The sequence below is a fragment of the Leptolyngbya sp. FACHB-671 genome (assembly GCF_014695745.1).
In the GTDB taxonomy this organism is placed as follows: Bacteria; Cyanobacteriota; Cyanobacteriia; order Elainellales; family Elainellaceae; genus JAAUTN01.
The window spans coordinates 12,349-32,089 of sequence record NZ_JACJOV010000171.1 but is presented as its reverse complement, the minus strand read 5'-3'; the positions used below and the strand labels follow the sequence as shown (position 1 = coordinate 32,089).

Here is a 19,741-nt window from a genome sequence, read left to right as displayed (position 1 = left end):
CATACAATAGTCATCTCGTTAGGATGACAAATGAGCAAGGACGCTTTGTGGTGAATGCAACGAAACCCCATTCGCAATCCTCAAATTTGAATGCGTGGCAGCGGCGACGCAATTCATTTGCCTGGAGGTACGCCTGGACGTACCTGGCACTGGGGGCGATCGCCATCGTCATGCTATTGCCGCTGGTCTGGCTCACCAGCACCGCCTTTAAGGCACCCACAGAAGATATTTTCCAGTTTCCGCCCCGGTTTCTGCCCAGCCAGCCAACCTTGCAAAACTTTGTCACCGTCTGGCAAACCAATCCGTTTGGGCGCTATTTGTTTAACAGCACTCTGGTGGCGATCCTGACCGTGGGGCTAAATCTGCTGCTCTGTTCGCTGGCAGCTTACCCGCTGGCCCGACTGGAGTTTCGGGGGCGCGACCTGATCTTTAGCCTGGTTGTCTCAACCATCTTGATTCCGTTTCAGGTTGTGATGATTCCGCTATTTATCCTGATCGTGCAGCTTGGCTTGCGAAATACCTATCTAGGGCTGATTTTTCCGGCGATCGCCTCTGCCTTTGGCATCTTCCTGCTGCGACAAGCCTTTCAAGGCGTACCCAAAGAATTGGAAGAAGCCGCTCGAATTGATGGCTGCTCTGAATTGGGCATCTGGTGGTTTGTCATGCTGCCCTCAATTCGTCCAGCCTTGGTGACCCTAGCAATCTTCGTGTTTATCGGTTCCTGGAGCGATTTCCTATGGCCCCTGATCATCCTCGACCAGCAGGAATACTACACGCTACCGCTGGGAGTTGCCAAGCTAGCAGGCGCGTTCTCGCTCGACTGGCGCTTGATTGCAGCAGGTTCAGTCATTTCAATTGCCCCAATCTTGCTGTTTTTTGTGCTGATGCAGAACTACATCGTTCCGACTGAGACAGCCAGTGGGGTAAAAGGTTGACCCGAGTGTGCCACTTTAATCCAGGTGAATGGACACTGGAGAAATCGTCACATGGGTCAGCCAAATCAACTTAAAGCTCAAACACACTGAACTTAGCGTTTAACTGTCCTTTTGCCTCGCGGTCCCTAGCTGTGGGGCAATTTTATTTTTAAATCTACTGTCCAAATCTACTGTCCAACATTTTCCTTAGATTGCCGATTCAAGTGATTCAGAAGACGCTTAAAGCTAACATCACGTCGGAATACCCAAAGGAGATTGAGAAATATTGCGGTTTATACGGCAGTTGCCATATTTTGTAGGTTAAGTTGGCAGGAATTGTAGGTGCAATGTGCAAGTCACGCACCGTCACGTCCTTGCTGTTATACAAGTCGCGAACATCTACCAAAGCCTTCCATTATTCTGAAGGCATTGGATGCTCTAGAGGTGGTGAATGAAAATTGTCTGGGAGCCAAGTGTATATATCGGCAACGCACCCGTCTTCTGCACAATCTGCGGTCGTCGAGCCTACCCACTTCGAACTAGGGGCAACCAGCTTTTGCTGGCAGTCATTTACGATCGCCAAGACGTTGTTAAAGGTGAAGCTTGCCGAGATTGCGTTGCATCCGGTCCATCCGGCATCAAGGCTCGACTGCAAGAGCGAATTCAGGCACTTCAAGCTCAAATGTCTGAACTTCAAGAAATGACCCAGGAAGACATGCAAACTCCTTCTCTAGAGCAAGAGTTTCAGGTTCACCGTCAAGAACTGCCTTGAACTAGAAGCTTGAACTAGAAATAGGATGGATTGAACCTGCTCAAGTTCCAGGAAGCTTTTACCGTTTGCGAGTGGTGAAGACAGTCGTAAACATCATCAAGAATGCAGCAATAACCAGGGCGATAGCCAATCCCCCTATTGTTAAACTCATCCAATCGGTTTCCATAACGCTTCTCGTAACGGTACTACGCTAAGAATATCAGCATCGAAGGTTGGGTTGAGGCACAAAATCTAGTGCCTTGAGGGTTGTACCGCGCTAACCCGCTCTACGAGTCAGGGGAGTTGTCATGCTCAAAACACTTAAGCGTGGAGGCAGTCCCCCACGCTTAAAATTGTTTTCAGATTCAAGATGTTTGGAAGATCTGATTTGTTACCTTGCCCGTCGGCAATATTTCTCCTAGAAATCACCCAGTCTTAAGGAGAAGGCACGAATAGGCGATCGGGAACGAAGTAGATGAAGTTGCTGAGCAGTACAGCAATTACAACCAGCGTAATGGTTGCCAATACGGGAGCGAGAGAAAGATAACGAAGTAAACCTTTTGTTCCGTCCATTTAAGCTTCTCCAGTTTGTCAAAAGGATCAGACAACTAAACCTAGCAAGAAGCTCTCAAAATTTAATCTGACTTAAGGCTGAGAAAATGCTGTTTTTAGGTAGAAGGCGAAGGTCGGCTGGCAAAGAAACTACCGCGAGGTTTGGCTCGTCTATAGCTGGCATAGGCGATCGCCCCCAGATTGGTACACAGACACATTGCCCCTAAGCCAAACAAGATAAAAGTCTGCATCATTACCACGCCGATGATGAGCCAGGTCATGACGTGCAGCACCATCACCAGCGCACAGAGGCTGGCGATCGCCGCCATCAGCCACACTTGCCTCAGAGGGCGACGAAACCACAACAGCAGCAGAGTTTGTGAGGTCGCCAGCAGATTGGCTGGAACCAGAACTGCACAGATAGCAACACAGTTAGTGCGTGAAAATTCAAACAGTGGATTCAGATCAATCATTCATTAAAAAGACTAGAGTTTCACCTAGCATAGCCGCTGGCGATCGGCTTCATCGAAAGTCAAAGCTTCTCTTCTTATTTCGCTAAAACCTTTATCTACGAAGCTTCAAGGCTAACCTCAAACTTCATCATGTTCCCCCTGAACCGCAGGTATGTCTAAAAAACGTTAAGAGCAGGCTCCGTCATGGGTAGTCTATGGGATGTGGATGAGGTGACATTGAAATTGCTGCCCTAGAAGATAAGCATCTAGCCAAAAACTAAACCCACCGCATCCGCAAAGTGGGCTTAGTCACCTGCAATCTCTTAAGAATTGCCGGTTTGCACAGAAATTCAACAGAACGAAGGCTAAAGTGGGCACATATCCGCTAATCAGGGAATCATCTGACTCAATACACTTGAAACTCAGCATTTATCTTTGAACCCAAAGGGTAAAACGTCAGTGATAAGCGCGATCGCAGGCTCTACAGTAAAAGTCGGGATACTCCATTCTCTCGCTGGCCCTTGGGCAATCGGTGAAATTGCGCTGAAAGATGCAGAGATGATGGCGATCGCCGAAATCAATCAATCTGGCGGAGTATTGGGGAAACAAATCGAGCCGATTGTTGCCGACGGTGCATCGGAACCCGTAATTTTTGAGCAACAGGCCCGCAAGCTGATTGAACAGGATCAGGTCGTTACTATCTTTGGTTGCTGGACTTCCACAGTTCGTAAGTTCATCGTGCCAACTCTGGAGCGCCTAAACGCCCTACTCTGGTATCCCGTTCAGTATGAAGGGCTGGAGTGTTCTAAAAGCATCTTCTACACTGCCGTTTGTCCCAATCAGCAGATCGAGCCAGCTGTTCAGTGGCTCCTGCAAAATAAGGGCAAGCGGTTTTACCTGGTAGGGTCTGACATCGTCTTTTCTCGAACTGCCAGTAAGATTATTCGGGCAAGGCTAAAGCAGCAGGGCGGCACCGTCCTGGGAGAAGATTACGTTCCAGTCGGCGGCATGGACTTCAGGCAAATTATCGCCAACATCAAGCGAACCAAGCCTGATGTCGTCTTTAGCACGGTTAACACTGACAGCAACCTGGGATTTTATCCGCAATACCGCGAAGCAGGAATCGATGCTGAAGATATTCCCATTCTGGCCGTAAGCGTCACCGAAGAAGAAATTCAACAGCTTGGGGTGGAGTCAGCAGTCGGTCATTACGCTGCCCATAGCTACTTTCAGAGCCTGAAGAACCTCAGAAATCAAACCTTCGTAAAAAACTTCAAGGCAACTTACGGGGCAGATCGAGTCACAAGCGACTCGGTTGAGTCAGCGTATGTTCAGGTTTATCTATGGAAACAGGCTGTCGAGCAGGCACAGTCGTTTGAGGTCGATCACGTCCGGCTAGCGGCTTATGGTCAAGCAATGCAAACTCCTGGTGGCATGGTGCGAGTGGAGCAAAACCATCACCTCTGGAAACCCTGCCGAATTGGCAAGGTACGACCAAATGGACAGTTTGACCTGGTGCAGGTAGATGACGAACTGATCAAACCGCAGCCTTGGCTGGGCATGGATGACGTTAAGTTTGATGCCTCCACGCTAGTCACAGATATGTTGGCAGAGGCAGCTCAAGCTATTTTGTATAACTGTCAGCTTGAGCAAAAATCACGGGAACTGATCGAGGCAAACGATCGCCTGCAAAAGTTAACCCAACGCGCAGAGCTATTCAAGCGCAGTTTGTCTAGTCAGATCCGCAATTCTCTAGAGTTAGATACCATTCTGACTACCGCAGTCACTGAGATCCGTAACCTACTGCAAATCGATCGCTGCAAATTTCTCTGGTACTTACCCAACACTGACCCTGCTCGATTTGATCTGAGCCACGAAGCCTGCGACCAAGACTTGCTGCCCAATCTGGCTCATTATCCAGTAAGGGATAGTGAGGTTTTAAGAGAAGTCATTTTGCGCTCCAGCATTTTGCAGGTTGATGATGTTGCAACTACGACTCGGCTTGATGCAACGGGTCGGAGCCAGCTTGCCAACTTAGGCTTTAAGTCGCTTTTAACAGTCGTCGTGCAAACCCGGTCGGGTCGGTTGGGTGTAATTGTGTGTGAGCATGTCAAGCAGGCTCGTCCTTGGCGCGACCATGAAGTGGAACTGCTGCGAGATGTGGCGGATCAGTTGGCGATCGCCATTGACCAAGCAGAACTTTATTCTCAGACTCGTACCGCCGCACTTCAAGCACAGATTCAGGCACAGCAGCTTCAGCAAGCGCTGTATGACCTCCAGGCAACTCAGGCGCAGCTTGTACAAACCGAAAAAATGTCTAGCCTAGGGCAGCTCGTAGCTGGAATTGCTCACGAAATCAACAACCCCGTCAGCTTCATTTACGGCAATATTGACCACGCTAGCGACTACACACAAGATTTGCTCAACCTGGTTAAGCTTTACCGACAGCACTATCCCAACCCAGTACCCGAAATTCAAACTGAAGTAGAAACAATCGATTTCGATTTTCTCGTCACAGATTTGCCTAAAATCTTGACCTCTATGCGGGTTGGGTCAGAGCGCATTCGGCAAATCGTGCTATCTCTTCGCAGCTTTTCTCGCCTAGACGAAGCCGAAATGAAGCCCGTCGATATTCACGAAGGCATTGACAATACTCTTCTAATTTTGCAAAACCGTCTAAGAACTGATGCAAAATCGGCAGGCATTAAAATTATTAAACGCTACGATGACCTGCCGCTGATTGACTGCTATGCCGGACAGATGAATCAGGTGTTTATGAATCTGCTGGTGAATGCGATTGATGCACTAGAAATGGTCGGAGAATGTGCTGAAGTCTATCAGCGCTCCACGACTGCCGAATATTCCTCACCTGCGATCGAAATTCAGACACAAATGCATGATCCAGACTGGGTCTCTATTCGCATTGCCGACAACGGACCAGGCATTCCAGAAATCTTTCAGCAACGATTGTTTGACCCCTTCTTTACAACTAAACCAATTGGCAAAGGAACGGGACTCGGTTTAGCAATCAGCCACCGGATTGTGATCGAGAAACATCAAGGACGGCTCTATTATTCGTCTAACCCAGGGAGAGGAACCGAATTCTTCATTGAGATCCCGGTTAGACAGCTCAAGGATAAGGAGAATATGTCGCTAACGGCTGAGCTAAGCGACAGAAGATAACTTTAGATATTAGCAAGCCTCCGAAAGGGCGTAGCCTTCGCTAAACAACCTCTTAGCTCAAGGGAAGGTCTTCGCCCGAATGCTGCGCCCCTACGTTGAACCTTTTTCTCGCCCCTGGATAGTTAACCCAGTCAAGCAGCTTTCTAGTGGTCAGGTAGTTCTGGTAGATGAAGGACAGGGCTGCTACAACACCGTTTATTTAATAAGCAATTCACCTACGACTGTTTATCCATTAAATCGGATACCACCGCAACCAATTCTTCTGGGTCAAATGGTTTTGCAAGATATCTTTGAAATCCTGCTGCGAAGGTCTCATATTGAGCAATTCCCGTGACTGCTGCGGTGATGGCGATCGCAAGGACACTTCCGCCGTGTTCAGCATCAAGACTTCTTACCTTACGAATGAGAGAATAGCCATCTTCATCTGGCATCGCAATATCACTAATTAAGACATCAGGATGCAGACTTGCCACTGCTTCCAAACCTGCTGGTGCCGAGTTAACAGAGGTTACTTCAATGCCATATAAGTTGAGCATGAGCGTCAATAATTCGCAGGTATCCCGATCATCATCGACCAACAATACCTTCAACCCATTCGTCATCAACTTGGAATTAAGCATAGGTCTACTCGCTCTTCGCTTTCCACCTTCTGAGGTGTAGCTATTATAAAAAGTTTGTAGATTCAGTATTTAAAAAGACAGAATTCTTTAGCTGACCGTTAAGTTTCTTTTCTAAGGAAACTTACTTGTGGGAAATCTTACCTCTATCTAAAGTTAGAGAGGGAAACAAGTATCTTCAATACTTCATTTCACTTTTCTGCAAGCAAGACAGCAATAAACATCCACTGACTTCGCTGATTCGTACAGCCACTCTGGATTAAACCTGTAACACCTGCACTCACTTGAACTCCTACTATCAACGTAAGCGAATGGATGGGGGAGCTTCTCCAAACCCACCAGGACAAAAGCTTTTAAGGAGTTCAAGGAGTTATGGATGTATTATCAGAAGTTTTGGAGTCTGTACAACTCATCGATCGCCCAGGAAATGAGCGAGATTATGGAGAATCTGGCGCGACTGGAGCAGCAAGTTCAGCAGCAGATCTTGTCTACCCAGGTGAGTCAGAACCGTTGTCCCATGTCAGCGAATTTAGACCAGAAGTGAAAGCTCGGACTGCGTTGACTGCGCTGCCAGAAGTGGTGAGAACCCCAGAGGCGATCGCCGCTATGCAAGGACCACCAGAGGTTGCCAGCAAGCAAATGTCAAATGTCTGGATCTATGACGGTGAGGTTTATGACTTGTCAGATTTTGTTAAAAAGCATCCTGGTGGTGAGTTTTTTATTGGACGGTTAAGAAACCGAGATATCACCACATTGGTGAATGTGTTGCATCGCAACCCAGCAAAAGTCAAGAAAGTCCTAAAGAAGTACGCTTTGGGTAGAAAAGCCACTCCTGATGACTTTCACCCCAAATACAATGCTCCACCTTTTCTCTTTCGAGATGGATTTGACGGCTGGCGAGACACGCCTCAATTTGACTTTCACAAAGATGATCAGTTGCTCAACAGAATCAGAACGCGGCTGAATCAACCAGAGATGAAAGCCAAAATTGCCAGAATGGATACCCTTTTTGATGTCACGACTGTTGTTTTGACGATCGCCTACATTCTGGTGCAGGTATTGCGGCTAACCGCTCCACAGTTCATGCCAGTGTACCTGTTTGCACCCATCATGATGGCGTTGAGGATTTCGCTGGCAGGTGCAGGGCACTATTTGATTCACCGTGCCCAGGTTGGTTTCAACAAGTTTTTCTCTCATGTTTTTGATATCAACTACGTGCCTATGGCGTTTGTGGTAATTGATGGTCACACATTGATGCACCATCCCCATACCCAGAGTGAAGTCGATGTCAAACGCAATGTGTTCACCGCAATGATGGATCTGCCGCGCTATTACCGGATTCCGTTACACACGCTGCATAAGTTGGGACATGTGTTTCCAGGGATGTTTGTTCGCAGTTTTGAGATGTGTTCCTATGCGGTCAAGCATGGTGTAAAGGACTTTTACGGCTCCTGGCAACGAGGACTGCCTCACTATCTGGGGATGTTGGTAATGCGGTTTTTGCTGCTGGGTGAACTGGTGCTGTTTTGGATGCAGGGTGATCTGAATGCATGGCTGATTCAGTTTTGTCTCACTCTTTGGATTAGCACCTTCATGATTGTCGCTAGTCACGATTTTGAGGAAGAGGAGTCTACTGCGGATTTGAGCCAGGGTCAGGATTGGGCAACTTTTCAGATCAAGAATTCCTATGACCTGACGATGATTGGCAACAAATATGTGGACTGTTTTCTGTCGGCTGGATTGAGCCCGCATCGAGTCCATCATGTCTTGCCTTTCCAAAGAAGTGGATTTGCCAACATTGCCGGTGAAGCAATTGTTCGGGATGAAGCAGAAAAGATGGGAATTGAGTGGTTGCAGCCTAAGAATTTCTTTGGCGATCGCCTCCCCATCATGGCAAAACACTATCTGTTCAGTCCGTCCCGTTTGGCAAAAGAGAACAATTTGAATGTATTGGCAGAACATGTTAATCCTCAGGCTTTACGAACTTCTGTGCAATACATCATCAAAGGTGTAATTGGTATCGGTTCAATCTAGTCCTAAACCGCTGAATGTGAGTAATTGAAAGTTCAGATGCGAAAGCAATCAGCCCAGAAATGTGAGTTCAAGATTACGTGTTAGTGAGTGATTCATTTTTAACCAGGAGCAAATGTCATGAGTACCGCCACTATCCAAGTTAACCCTGTTTCCACAAATTCTTTTGCCAATATCACTTTTGCACCAAACATGGTGAGTTTGAGGCAAGTCTTACCCACCATTGAAAGCATTGCAACCGGAACACCAGAACACACTATCCGGCAATCTGATGCGGCGCAACTGGTCGCTCAACTGCCTAACCTAGAGCAAAACCGATCGCTAATTGAAAAGCTCTATCACAATACTCGGATTGATACTCGGCATCTGGCAATTAATTTGCTGTCACAGGATGCGATCGCTACACTCAACGCTAGCAGCATCAAAGACCGGATGCGACTCTATCAAGAACACGCAGTTCCTCTAGCAGAGCGGGTTGCAGAACGGGCGATCGCCGCCGCTTCAGCCCCAAAAGTAAACCTTCCTGGATACACAACCGTTGATATCAGGAGTAACATTCGTCAGATTGTGTTTGTTTCTAGCACGGGATTTGTGGCACCGGGAGTAGATGCAGCTTTGATTGAGCGGTTGGGTCTGCGGCGAGACATTGCGCGAGTAACAATCAATTTCATGGGCTGTGCCGCTGCCATGAATGGGCTGCGAGTTGCCTCTGACTATGTGAGAGCAAATCCGACGCACAAGTCCCTCGTTGTTTGTCTGGAGCTCAGTTCTATCAATGCTGTCTTTGAAGACGACCTGAATGACGTGATCATTCACAGCATTTTTGGAGATGGATGTGCTGCCGTAGTGATTGGTGCTTGCACGGAAGCAGAATGCTTAGGACAGGGGCATGTTGTTATCCGCGATCACTTGAGCTATTTGGCAGAAAACACTCAAGACGGAATTGCTCTAGGTATTCAAGATAGCGGCATTACCTGCAAACTTTCGCGTCAATTACCTGACTACATTGAGGCCGGAGTGGGTGGAATTATTGAACGGTATTTGGCAGATCACCAGTTGACCAAGCAAGACATTAATCTGTGGGCAGTGCATCCTGGTGGAACTCGGATTATTCAGAAGGTGCAACGATCGCTTGACCTAACCGATGATCAGGTGGCTGACAGTTGGGAAGTCTTACGGCAGTATGGCAACATGTTGAGTCCTTCTGTGCTGTTTGTGATGGAGCGAATGCTAAATCGATTGGAGCAGTTTCGCTATCCTGAAAGCGCTTTTCATACCCCAATTGACCCCGGTACGGGATGGCAAGATACAGCGCAACAGTCATTAACAGGGCTTGCCTTTTCATTTTCACCGGGTGTTGGGGTAGAAGGCATTCTGTTTCAAACGCTCTAGACAACGATTTCGGTAAAGCTTTTGTAGAGGACAGCGTGAGATGAAATTTATCCAATTTTTGCTAAAGACATCGTGGCTCAACATTGCGATTGCTGCGGTTGCGGGTTTGGTGAGTGGGGGAGTTAATGCAAAGCTAATCTGGCTAATTAATCAGGCAGTCGGTCAAGCTGCTGTTTCTTACTCACTGCTTTACTTTTTGGGGCTGGTAACGGCAACCCTTTTGACCAGTACTTTCTCTCAGTTTATGCTAATCAGCCTTTCCCAGAATGCAATTTATCAGCTGCGGCTGCGGCTGAGTGAAAACATTCTAGCTGCACCCCTGCAACATCTGGAAATGCTGGGCAGTAATCGACTACTGGCGACTCTCACAGATGATGTACGCGTTCTCTCTCACACGGTTTCTGTCATTCCTAATGTCTGCACCGACCTCGCTACTATTGTCGGCTGTTTAACTTATCTAGTTTGGCTTTCAAGCGATGTGTTTATTGTCATTTTTGCTATTACGGCGATCGCCGTTTGGTGTACTCACTCCACGTTAGGCAAAGCCCAACAACTGTTTGCGATCGCTCGTGAAGAAGAGGATCATTTGTTCAAGCACTTTCAGGCGATCGCCACTGGTACAAAAGAATTAAAACTGCACCGCTCGCGCCGAGAAGAGTTTTTGACAGAGGAGCTACAGGGCAGTGCTGCCACGATGCGGCAGAAAAACATTGCAGCAATGCGAATCTTTGCGCTAGCAGATGGTTTAGGGCAGTTCTCGCTCTTCGCTATCCTCGGTTTCACCCTGTTTATCTTGCCTCGATTCGTTGAAACATCGCCTGCAATGCTGGCATCCTATGCGCTCACGACCACTTATCTAGCAATTCCAATTCAAAATCTGCTGCACCGACTGCCTGACTTCTTGCGCGGCAATGTGGCGTTGCGGAAAATTGAACGGATGAAGTTAGCCCTGGCTCAGGAAGCCGAACTCGATATCCCCGAAACTCACAGAATTACTCCTCAAAACGTGAGTCAGCACTGTCAGATTGAGCTTGAGCAGGTGACGTACACCTATCATCCTGACGGAGATGAACATGGGTTTACTTTGGGCCCTGTCAGCCTGTCTTTGCAGCCCGGACAAGTGACTTATCTAGTTGGCGGCAACGGTAGCGGTAAATCGACTTTAGCTAAACTGATTACGGGATTGTATCCGGCGATGACAGGTAAGGTTTCGATTGATGGCGTGGCGATCGCTGACCACAACCGAGAATGGTATCGACAGCATTTCTCCGCTATCTTTTCGGACTTTCACCTGTTCGAGCGCTGTTTAGGATGCGATCGCCCTAATCTGGATCATGAAGCAAAACATTACCTGAAGCAGTTGCAGCTAGACCACAAAGTGAGTGTGAGAAATGGCGTGTTTTCAACGATTCATCTCTCTCAAGGACAACGAAAGCGGCTTGCACTTCTGACTGCATATTTAGAAGATCGTCCCATCTACCTATTTGATGAATGGGCTTCTGACCAAGATCCGCTGTTTAGAGAGCTATTTTATCGAGAAATTCTTGTCCGGCTAAAAGAGCAAGGCAAAACCATTCTGGTGATTACTCATGACGATCGCTACTTCCACTTGGCTGACCAAATCATTAAGCTAGAGTATGGTCAAACTGAGTCTCAACTATCGATGACAGTGGGTGCTAGAGGCTAGACGCTTTATACAAACCTTAGGTTATGGCTTCTCAAATTCAAGCTTTGCTGATTTTCGATCACAGCGATTAACTCCTGTTGTCCGTCTCCTGTGTGGTAAATTCCCAGTCCTCTACTGTTCGTTGAAGGAGCTGCTCCAATGCGGTAATCATCAGCTTCCCCATGCAGATAAATTCTATCTCCTTGACTGAGGTTGAAGTCTTTAATCAAAGCGTAATCTCTAAGTCCTGGGTCGTTTGCTTTGCCATCGTTGTAGAAGACGTGAGATTGATCTCCTAACTGAAAACGGTCAGCACCTTTGCCTCCAATTAAGATATCTCTCTCGTTTCGTCCTGGAGTTGAGCTTCTTGTTTCTGCCCCTACCAAGACATCATTTCCTCGCCCTCCATCCAAAAAGTCATTTCCCTCGCCACCCCGCAACACATCTGCATTTTTCGGCATTGTTCGAGCGTTTGTAGTGCTTTTACCAGTGCCATTCGGTCGCTGTTTGACAGGGGTAAACTGAATGTAGTCGAATCGAGCAAACTCTCCTTTATCCAATCGAGCCGAAATCTCAATGCGATCGCCTGTCTTGAGCGCGACGGACGAGTGAGTGGTAACCACTGCTTTAGCATCGTGCATAGCAGAGTCAGAGAGCAGGTCTTTATCAAGCTTGAAGTTCTTACGCTGACCTGCAACGGTAACTGTAGCGGAGGATTGACCATCGTTTTCGTCGTAGTAGCCAACTCGGATTTGATAAGTGCCTGCTGCACCTCGAAACACACCGCTGGCACTCCCAGAGGTTTCGCCAGTGCTGCGTAGGGAGATGTAGCGTTTTGCGGATGCTTGGGAGTTATCCAAGGACTCAACTTTGTAGTTGTTGAGGCTCATCTGCTCCGCTTCATAACGCAGAGTTCTAAGGGGTGTGGGGGACGATGGGGGTTGGGAAGGAGCTGTAGGAGGCTGGGTAGGAGATTGGGGCGCGATCGCCACTCTCACTACTGCTGTAGCGGATGTACCGTTACCCGTGCTGATTTGATAGGTAAAACTATCTCGCCCTGTAATGTTGTTTTTGGGTGTGTAGAGAACGAAGTCGTCGGAGGTATTTTGCGGAGTACCATTATTGTTGATTTGAATACGACCGCGTGTGGGACGGTTAGCAATATTGAGAGTGAAGGGGCGATCGTTCGGGAGGGAGTCGTTTTCCAGGAGATTGATGCGAACTGGGGTATTTTGACGTGTGGTAGCGGAGTCCGCTCTGGCGATTAGAGAAGGCGTATTAGGAAGAGGGGGCGTACTACCTGGATCTGGGATACTCGGGATGGGATTACCTACGACAGGAATGTTGCTGCCCACGTCTCTCAGATCACTGGGAGTCGGGTCAACCAGTCTAACGTTTACCGTAACATTCACATCGGTGGAGTCATTTGGGTTTTTGGGAGGCCATTGGATGTTGCCACCGCGATCGCTAAATTGAGTTCCCGTATGATTCTTGATGTCCCAATTATTTCCGCCATTGTTTGCAACATTATCAACGAACACAGAATCCTTAACAGTCGTGGACGAGCCACCACCCCAGAACCCTCCACCTTGAAAACCAGCGTAGTTATCAGAAACGAGAGTATTAACAATATCAACAGGATTAGAGCCATTGGCTAGGGTGATTGCTCCTCCCAGACCTTCTTTCTGATCAGCGCTCTCGGCCCGATTACCCGAAAAGGTGCTGTCAATGATGGTGCCTGGAGACTTTTCTCCTATCCATAAGCCACCACCCTGGTCAAGCGCTTTATTATTTGTAAATGTAGTGTTTTTGATCGTAAATTCAGCATTGCCGAGTCGAAGACCACCGCCCAGAGCATCTCCCTTCGCATCTTCAACGACCTTGTTCTTCGTGATAATTGTGTTTTCAACAATTACCTTGTCTGGAGGATAAGCAAATAGAAAAAGTCCTCCTCCTTGTCCAGCCCCAGTATTACTTTCAAATCGACTACTGCGAATTGTAATGACACCCCCTTGAGGTCCGGGTGTAGCATTCGGTCCAGAGGCATTGGCTCCATCGGTGTAAATGGCACCTCCATAACCTTTGGTATGAGGTCCTAATGGTCCACCTGCGGTTGAGTCATTATTGAGAAAAGTAGAGTTTTCAACCGTGAGTCCGCTTAAAAGACTGTTGATTGCACCACCATTAGTTCCCTTATTATTGGTAAACTGACTGTTCTTAACAGTGAGACTGCTTTTGCTCTTGACTGAGATAGCACCGCCACCTCGTTCCCCTTGACCTGATGTGCCATCATTGCCATTAAATGTGCTGTTAAGAATAGTATTGGTGCTGTTGTAACCTGCCCAGATAGCACCGCCACCCTCACCAGAAGAAGCATTATTTTGAAAGGTGCTATTTTCGACAATCAGTTGACCACCGCCAGCGGTTCGGATGGCACCTCCGGCACCTGCTTCTCCCGTACCATTGGCTCTTCCATTGATCAGGGTGAGATTTCGCAGTGTGAACCTTGAACCGGATGCGGTTACATCAAAGATTCGACTGGTGTTATTACCACTAATCTTTACACCTACAGCACCTGAACCATCAATGGTCAAACCTTTGTTGATTTCAAGCTGCCCGCTGGTGAGGGTAATCGTTTGCCCTGCCAAAGTAGAGCTAAATTTAATGGTATCTCCAGACTGTGCGTTGGCGATCGCCTCTCTCAGAGAACCTGCTCCACTATTGGCGATGCTTGTAACAGTAATAATAGCCATGTTGTTTCTCTCATGAATCATCAACCGGCAAGCACCCTATAACCTCTCAAACCCTATGCAAACTTAAAGCTATTGCTGCTCAAGCTAAGTTGCACCTCTTCTACCACGGCAATTAATTCATCTCGTTCACCCGTGGTGTGGAAGATACTCGTTCCTGTGCCCACTCTCGGAGGGGCTGCTCCTAATCGATAGTCCTCTGCTTTGCCGTGTAGGTAAATTTTGTCCCCTTCACTGGCATTGAAGTCCTGAATTCGAGCATAATCTCCTACCCCGGCCCTGTCAGACCTGCCATCGTTATAGTAAATCTTGGATTGATCGCCCAAGTAGAAGCGGTCTGCGCCTTCTCCACCCACCAGGTCATCCTTCTCGTTGCGTCCTGGATTTGGATCTCTGGCATCTACTCCAATCAGCACATCGTTTCCTGCTTTTCCGTCAAGGGAATCACTGCCCTTGCCACCGTACAGTTTGTTGGGAGCGCTGGAGCCAATCAGAGTGTCGTTGCTCGCTCGACCTTGAATCACTGTTCTGGATGTCTCAGTGCGTCCAGTTACAGGTCTGCTCCTTTGATTTACAGGAACAAACTCGATATAGTCGAATCGAGCGAACTCTCCTTTATCTAATCGAGCCGAAATCTCAAAGCGATCGCCTGTTTTCAAAGTGACAGCAGAATGAGTCGTGACTACGGCTTTAGCATCGTGCATGGCAGAGTCAGAAAGCAGGTCTTTGTCGAGCTTGAAGTTCTTACGCTGACCTGCAACGGTCACGCTGGCAGAAGACTGACCATCGTTTTCATCGTAGTAGCCGACTCGGACTTGATAAGTACCTGCTGTACCTCGAAACACACCGTTAGCACTCCCCGAGGTTTCGCCAGTGCTGCGGAGTGAGATGTAGCGGTCTGCTGATGCCCGGGAGCCGTCCAGTCCCTCCACCTTATAGGTGTTGAGGTTCATCTGCTCTGCTTCATAGCGGAGTGTTTTGAGCGCAGGAGTGGGAGCTGAAGGGGGTCGAGGGTTGGGGGTTGGAGTCGGGGCCGCAGGAGGTTGAGGTATCGCAGAAGTTTTGGAACCGATCGTTACTCTCACAACACCTGTATTAGAAGCAGCACCGTCACCCGTGTTGATTTGATAGGTGAAAGAGTCTTTACCTATGGCATTGTTCTTGGGTGTGTAGATGATGAAGTCATCAGTTACATTTCCAGGTGTATTGTTGTCGTACACCTCAACCTTGCCTTGGGTAGGACGTCTGGAGATATTTAAGGTAAGAGGGCGATCGCTTCCTACAGAATCATTAGAGAGCGGATCAATCCGAATTGGAGTATTTTTTGCTGTGGAGATAGTATCTGCTCTGGCAACAAGAGGTAAAGGAGTGCCAGGAGTTGTCGGAGTTCCACCTGTACCGGGAGTTGTCGGAGTTCCACCGGTGCCAGGAGTTACTGGATCGGTAGGAGTCGTTGGAGTTCCGCCCGTACCAGGAGTTGTCGGAGTTCCACCAGTACCGGGAGTTACCGGATCGGTAGGCGTTGGAGTTCCACCTGTACCGGGAGTTGTGGGAGTTCCACCGGTGCCAGGAGTTACGGGATTGGTAGGCGTTGGAGTTCCACCGGTGCCGGGAGTTACTGGATCGGTAGGAGTCGTTGGAGTTCCACCTGTACCAGGAATTGTCGGAATTCCACCTGTGCCAGAGGCAACTCCTATTCCGTTGGTGTTTAAGTCACTTGCGGTGGGTTGAGCTATGGTGATTCGAGCCGTTGCGTTGTAATCATTCCAGTTGTTGGTACGCTTTGGTGGCCACTGAGTATTTCCACCTTTGTCAGTTAATTCACTGCTGGTGTGTTGCTGAATGCCCCAGTTGTTGGTGCCGTTGTCAGCCGTGTTGTTGTAAAAGACAGTGTCTTTAACCGTAACGGGAAACTTATCACTAGCAGAAATACCACCGCCAACCCAGCCTGCTTTGTTGTTAAGAATTTTGGTATCTACAATATCGGTAGGACTGTAGAGAGCCATCGCTCCGCCTACATTGCTGTAGGTTGTCCCCAGAGTTTTGTTGCCCGAGAAAAGACTGCCGTTGATGGTAGTTGGGGAATCCATCGTCCAAAGTCCACCCCCTTGACCGGCGGCAGTATTGTCTGTAAAGGCAGTATCACGGATGGTCAGACCCTTGTTAAGCCCGTTGCTCATCACCACCAGTCCACCGCCATTGCCACCATTGCCGCCATTAGGTAGTGCCAAGACCTCATTTTTCTTAAAATCGGTAGACTCGATAGTGACTTTGTCTTGAGTGCCGGTGTAAAGATAGGCAGCTCCGCCTTCACCTCGTCCCTTATTTCCCTCAAATACGCTGTTTTTGATTTGAATCGTGCCAGATGCCTCATTTGTAGAACTGGCGCGATCGGTATAGACAGCGCCCCCAAAGCCACGCAAGAAGGGATTTGCTTTGCCTGTATCGTATTTGGCAGCAGTCGTATCGTTGTTAGTAAACTTGGAATTTTCGATGGTGAGTTTACCGTTGAGGCTGTTGATAGCTCCACCATTGATGCCGCGATTGTTGGTGAACTCACTATTTCGAACTACAAAGTTACCAGAGCTGAGGAAGGCGATCGCTCCTGCTCCTCTTTCGTCATTACCTTTAGTCGCTTGATTTCGGTCAAATTTGCTATTGGTGACCGTTAGATTGGTTTCCCATTCGGTGTAGATTGCGCCACCGCCCTTGTCAGCAACATTATTGTTGAAGCGAACATTTTCTACTGCGACGTTTCCTTTGTGGGTTGCAAGAATACCACCTCCCCGGTCGGCTGTATAGGTATCGGCAACCGCCAGGTTCTTGACGGTTAAACTCGTCGGAAAATCTTGATTAGAGTTGACGTAAAAAGCGCGGGAAGTCTTGTTGCCGCTAATCGTTAAGCCTGCCGCATCCGCCCCATCAATGGTTAGATTTTTACCAGGACTAACTTCGAGCTGACTTCTAAGTGTAATCGTCTGCCCTGCCAAGTTGGGGGCAAATTTGATCGTATCTCCTGCTTTAGCGTTGGCGATCGCTTGTCTTAACGAACCTGCACCGTCATTTGCGGTACTGCTAACCGTGAGAACAGCCATGATTTTCCTCTTGAGTAACATCAACTGGCAGATGTCCTGAGTTACTCACCGTTGGATCAGATGTTTCAGACTGGAGCAGGCATGAATATTTTTGCAGTGCTAAATACTTTTGCACTACTGATCTTTTGGGGTTTATCTACTAGTAATTGCCAACCCAGTAATTACTGTGATTAAAATTTAAAAGCCCTGGTTATCCTATCTTGATGTATCTCAATACATCTTTTGCGGTAGTAAAATCAGGGGTTCAACTGTATGTTCCTTTTAAGTAAGCTACTGAATGGTTGACAGTCGAAATAACAAACAGAATTCGGTAGATTCCCAAACGTTTTAGTACAGGGACGTTGAATTGCTTGATAAGTTCCACACTTTTAGCAATTTTCAAACATGGTTTCTCAAGAAAATTTCTTAGAAGAAGTTTTTTGGGAGAAACTCATTTCTGGCATTGCTCCATTTAAGTTAACGCCATTTGGTGAGTTAATGACTCACTTTACAAAGTCTTTAATTAGTTTCAGCTTCAAAAGGTACAGTTTTAACCGTGGAATACGCGGATCTACCAGGGGAAATATTGTACGGACAAATAAATACCATTGTCCTGCAAAGAATCACCTTCAGAGTCAACGCCAATCAGCGGTAAGCCATAGTCTACTCGCAGATTTAGCCCGCGTAATGCTTCCCAGCGTAAGCCTAAGCCTGCTCCAACCAAGAAATCGGGGTCAGGGTCGGGGAGGTCGCTGTTCCAAGCATGACCTGCTTCTAGGAAAGGAATTAACTCTAGACGATTGGAGCGATTTAACGGCAGGCGAAGTTCTACTGAAGTCCAGATGGCGTTGTCTGCCACGAGCTGGTTTTGAGCATAGCCCCGAATGGTGTCTTGTCCGCCCAATCCAATTTTCTCTAATGAGAGAAGTGAGTCGGGTGTGAGTTGGGCATTGAGGCGAGTAACCAGGAGCGATCGCTCTTCAATTTGCCGTACCCACTGAAACTGCCCCAGCCACTTAAAAAACTCTGCATCGGTGCCAGTATCGTTAATCGTGGCATCCAATGCATCCAGCCCAATGCTGAACTGAGAACGAGCCGCCAACACCTGAGTTCTGCCCCGGTTCACCCAATCCTGGGAAAACCGCAGCACTGTGACTCTAGACTCACCTTCATCGGCTCCAGCCGAAAACGAAAAAGGAATGTCATCTAAAATGTAAGTTTGGCTGCGGCGCAGGTCAAGCGCCAATCCCAGCGCAAACTCCTCTGTAACGCTACGAGAAAGGGGCTGACGAAATTCTAATGACCAGCTTTCTGCCTCGCTGCGAATGCCTAAGTCTTCAACTGCATCTTCAATGATGCGGCTGTCATTGGTGTTATAGCGCAACGTGAGCGAGCCATCACGAGGGTTTACAGGTAGGGAGTAGCTGATGTCATACAAATCTAAACCACTGGTGCGTCCGTATTGAGCAGAGAGGCGATCGCCAATTCCCATCACATTTGTATAGCTAGCTGCAACCGTGAGTTGAGCAGAACCGATGCTGGTCGGCTGGTAGTTGTTGGTGCCAAGGCTGGCGGTCAGTAGCGGAGCTTCTTGCAAATCAACCTGAAGAATGCTGAGTCCGGGAGCACTGCCTGCGGTTAGTTCAGCATTCACCTGCCGCAGAAGTGGATCAACCTGAAGCAGTTGTAGAGCACGTTCCAGGTTTTGTTGGTTGAGCGGTCTACGTCCTGCCAAAGTGAGCCGCGATCGCACGTAACTTGAGTTAAGCCGCTCCAGTCCCTCTACATTAACTGCTTCTAACTCACCTTCCACCACCTGAATTTGCACCACACCATCCGAAAGATCCTGATTGTTGGGCAAAAATGCACCAGAAGTAATGTATCCCTGGCTGGTATAAAGTGCTGTAATCGCAGATCGCAAAGCAATCAACTGGTCAAAGGAAACCTCGCGTCCTAACAAAGGCTGAATTAACTGATCAATCTCCTGTTCAAAAATGCTGTTGCCTCGCACTTCAATAGAGTTCACTCGAATCTGTACTGGAGCTAAGTTGGGTACCCCTGGTGCCTCCACGGTGGACGGTTCCAGAATTGGGGAAGGGAGCGAGGTTGGAGGCTCTAGGGGCAGTGGTTCCTCACTGGGCGATCGCGGCGTAATTTGGTCAATGGTGTTTGGAATATCAGATTCAGCCGGGTCAGGGAGGTCATCAGGAAGATTCATAGGCGGGGTCTGGGCGGTCACTCCCAAAGTCATACTTACAGTTAGAGTTAAATAGAGGGCGATCGCCTCCAAAACACCAGAACCTCTCCGCCTCAATGCTCTAATCCACACAGCCCAACAATAAGAACTCAACGAACCCAC

The 19,741-nt window shown here is 48.1% G+C and carries 12 protein-coding genes; 6 read left to right on the top strand and 6 right to left on the bottom strand.

The features are described from left to right. Window positions 1-23 precede the first annotated feature (23 nt). Entirely contained in the window at window positions 24-935 is a 912-nt protein-coding gene (locus H6F93_RS33090) for a carbohydrate ABC transporter permease (RefSeq protein WP_190690555.1), read from the top strand. 430 nt (window positions 936-1,365) lie between these two features. After that, a complete protein-coding gene (locus H6F93_RS33085; RefSeq protein WP_190641039.1) occupies window positions 1,366-1,686 on the top strand; it encodes a hypothetical protein in 321 nt (106 codons plus the stop codon). 414 nt (window positions 1,687-2,100) lie between these two features. Here H6F93_RS33085 and H6F93_RS33080 read toward each other — a convergent pair whose 3' ends face one another. Further along, entirely contained in the window at window positions 2,101-2,238 is a 138-nt protein-coding gene (locus tag H6F93_RS33080; RefSeq protein WP_190690553.1) for a photosystem I reaction center subunit IX, read from the bottom strand. A gap of 95 nt (window positions 2,239-2,333) precedes the next feature. Beyond that, window positions 2,334-2,690: a hypothetical protein gene (locus H6F93_RS33075; RefSeq protein WP_199314346.1), complete on the bottom strand. Its 357-nt coding sequence runs from the start codon at window positions 2,688-2,690 to the stop codon at window positions 2,334-2,336. 438 nt (window positions 2,691-3,128) lie between these two features. Between H6F93_RS33075 and H6F93_RS33070 the strand changes: the two genes are divergently transcribed. Beyond that, window positions 3,129-5,852: a transporter substrate-binding protein gene (locus H6F93_RS33070; RefSeq protein ID WP_199314345.1), complete on the top strand. Its 2,724-nt coding sequence runs from the start codon at window positions 3,129-3,131 to the stop codon at window positions 5,850-5,852. A gap of 215 nt (window positions 5,853-6,067) precedes the next feature. On the opposite strand, the gene H6F93_RS33065 is transcribed toward H6F93_RS33070, so the two are convergent. Beyond that, window positions 6,068-6,472, bottom strand: coding sequence for a response regulator (locus H6F93_RS33065; RefSeq protein ID WP_190690551.1), 405 nt, complete (start codon window positions 6,470-6,472; stop codon window positions 6,068-6,070). Between the two features lie 369 nt (window positions 6,473-6,841). Between H6F93_RS33065 and H6F93_RS33060 the strand changes: the two genes are divergently transcribed. The 3 genes from H6F93_RS33060 (at window position 6,842) to H6F93_RS33050 (ending at window position 11,579) form a co-directional block, all read left to right on the top strand. After that, entirely contained in the window at window positions 6,842-8,503 is a 1,662-nt protein-coding gene (locus tag H6F93_RS33060; RefSeq protein ID WP_199314340.1) for a cytochrome b5-like heme/steroid binding domain-containing protein, read from the top strand. Window positions 8,504-8,620: 117 nt separating this feature from the next. Continuing rightward, window positions 8,621-9,892, top strand: coding sequence for a type III polyketide synthase (locus H6F93_RS33055; RefSeq protein ID WP_242043744.1), 1,272 nt, complete (start codon window positions 8,621-8,623; stop codon window positions 9,890-9,892). Between the two features lie 40 nt (window positions 9,893-9,932). Next, the gene (locus H6F93_RS33050) at window positions 9,933-11,579 is read left to right on the top strand and encodes a cyclic peptide export ABC transporter (RefSeq protein ID WP_190690549.1); all 1,647 of its coding nucleotides are present in this window, start codon (window positions 9,933-9,935) and stop codon (window positions 11,577-11,579) included. A 5-nt stretch (window positions 11,580-11,584) separates the two neighbouring features. Here H6F93_RS33050 and H6F93_RS33045 read toward each other — a convergent pair whose 3' ends face one another. The 3 genes from H6F93_RS33045 to H6F93_RS33035 form a co-directional block, all read right to left on the bottom strand. Then, window positions 11,585-14,311, bottom strand: a complete 2,727-nt coding sequence (locus H6F93_RS33045; protein WP_190690547.1) for an Ig-like domain-containing protein — start codon at window positions 14,309-14,311, stop codon at window positions 11,585-11,587. A gap of 53 nt (window positions 14,312-14,364) precedes the next feature. After that, complete coding sequence (locus H6F93_RS33040) at window positions 14,365-17,403, bottom strand: Ig-like domain-containing protein (RefSeq protein ID WP_190690545.1); 3,039 nt, start codon at window positions 17,401-17,403, stop codon at window positions 14,365-14,367. Between the two features lie 550 nt (window positions 17,404-17,953). Next, window positions 17,954-19,696 (bottom strand): ShlB/FhaC/HecB family hemolysin secretion/activation protein, encoded by a 1,743-nt coding sequence (locus H6F93_RS33035; RefSeq protein WP_242043743.1) that lies wholly within the window; start codon window positions 19,694-19,696, stop codon window positions 17,954-17,956. Window positions 19,697-19,741: the final 45 nt, after the last annotated feature.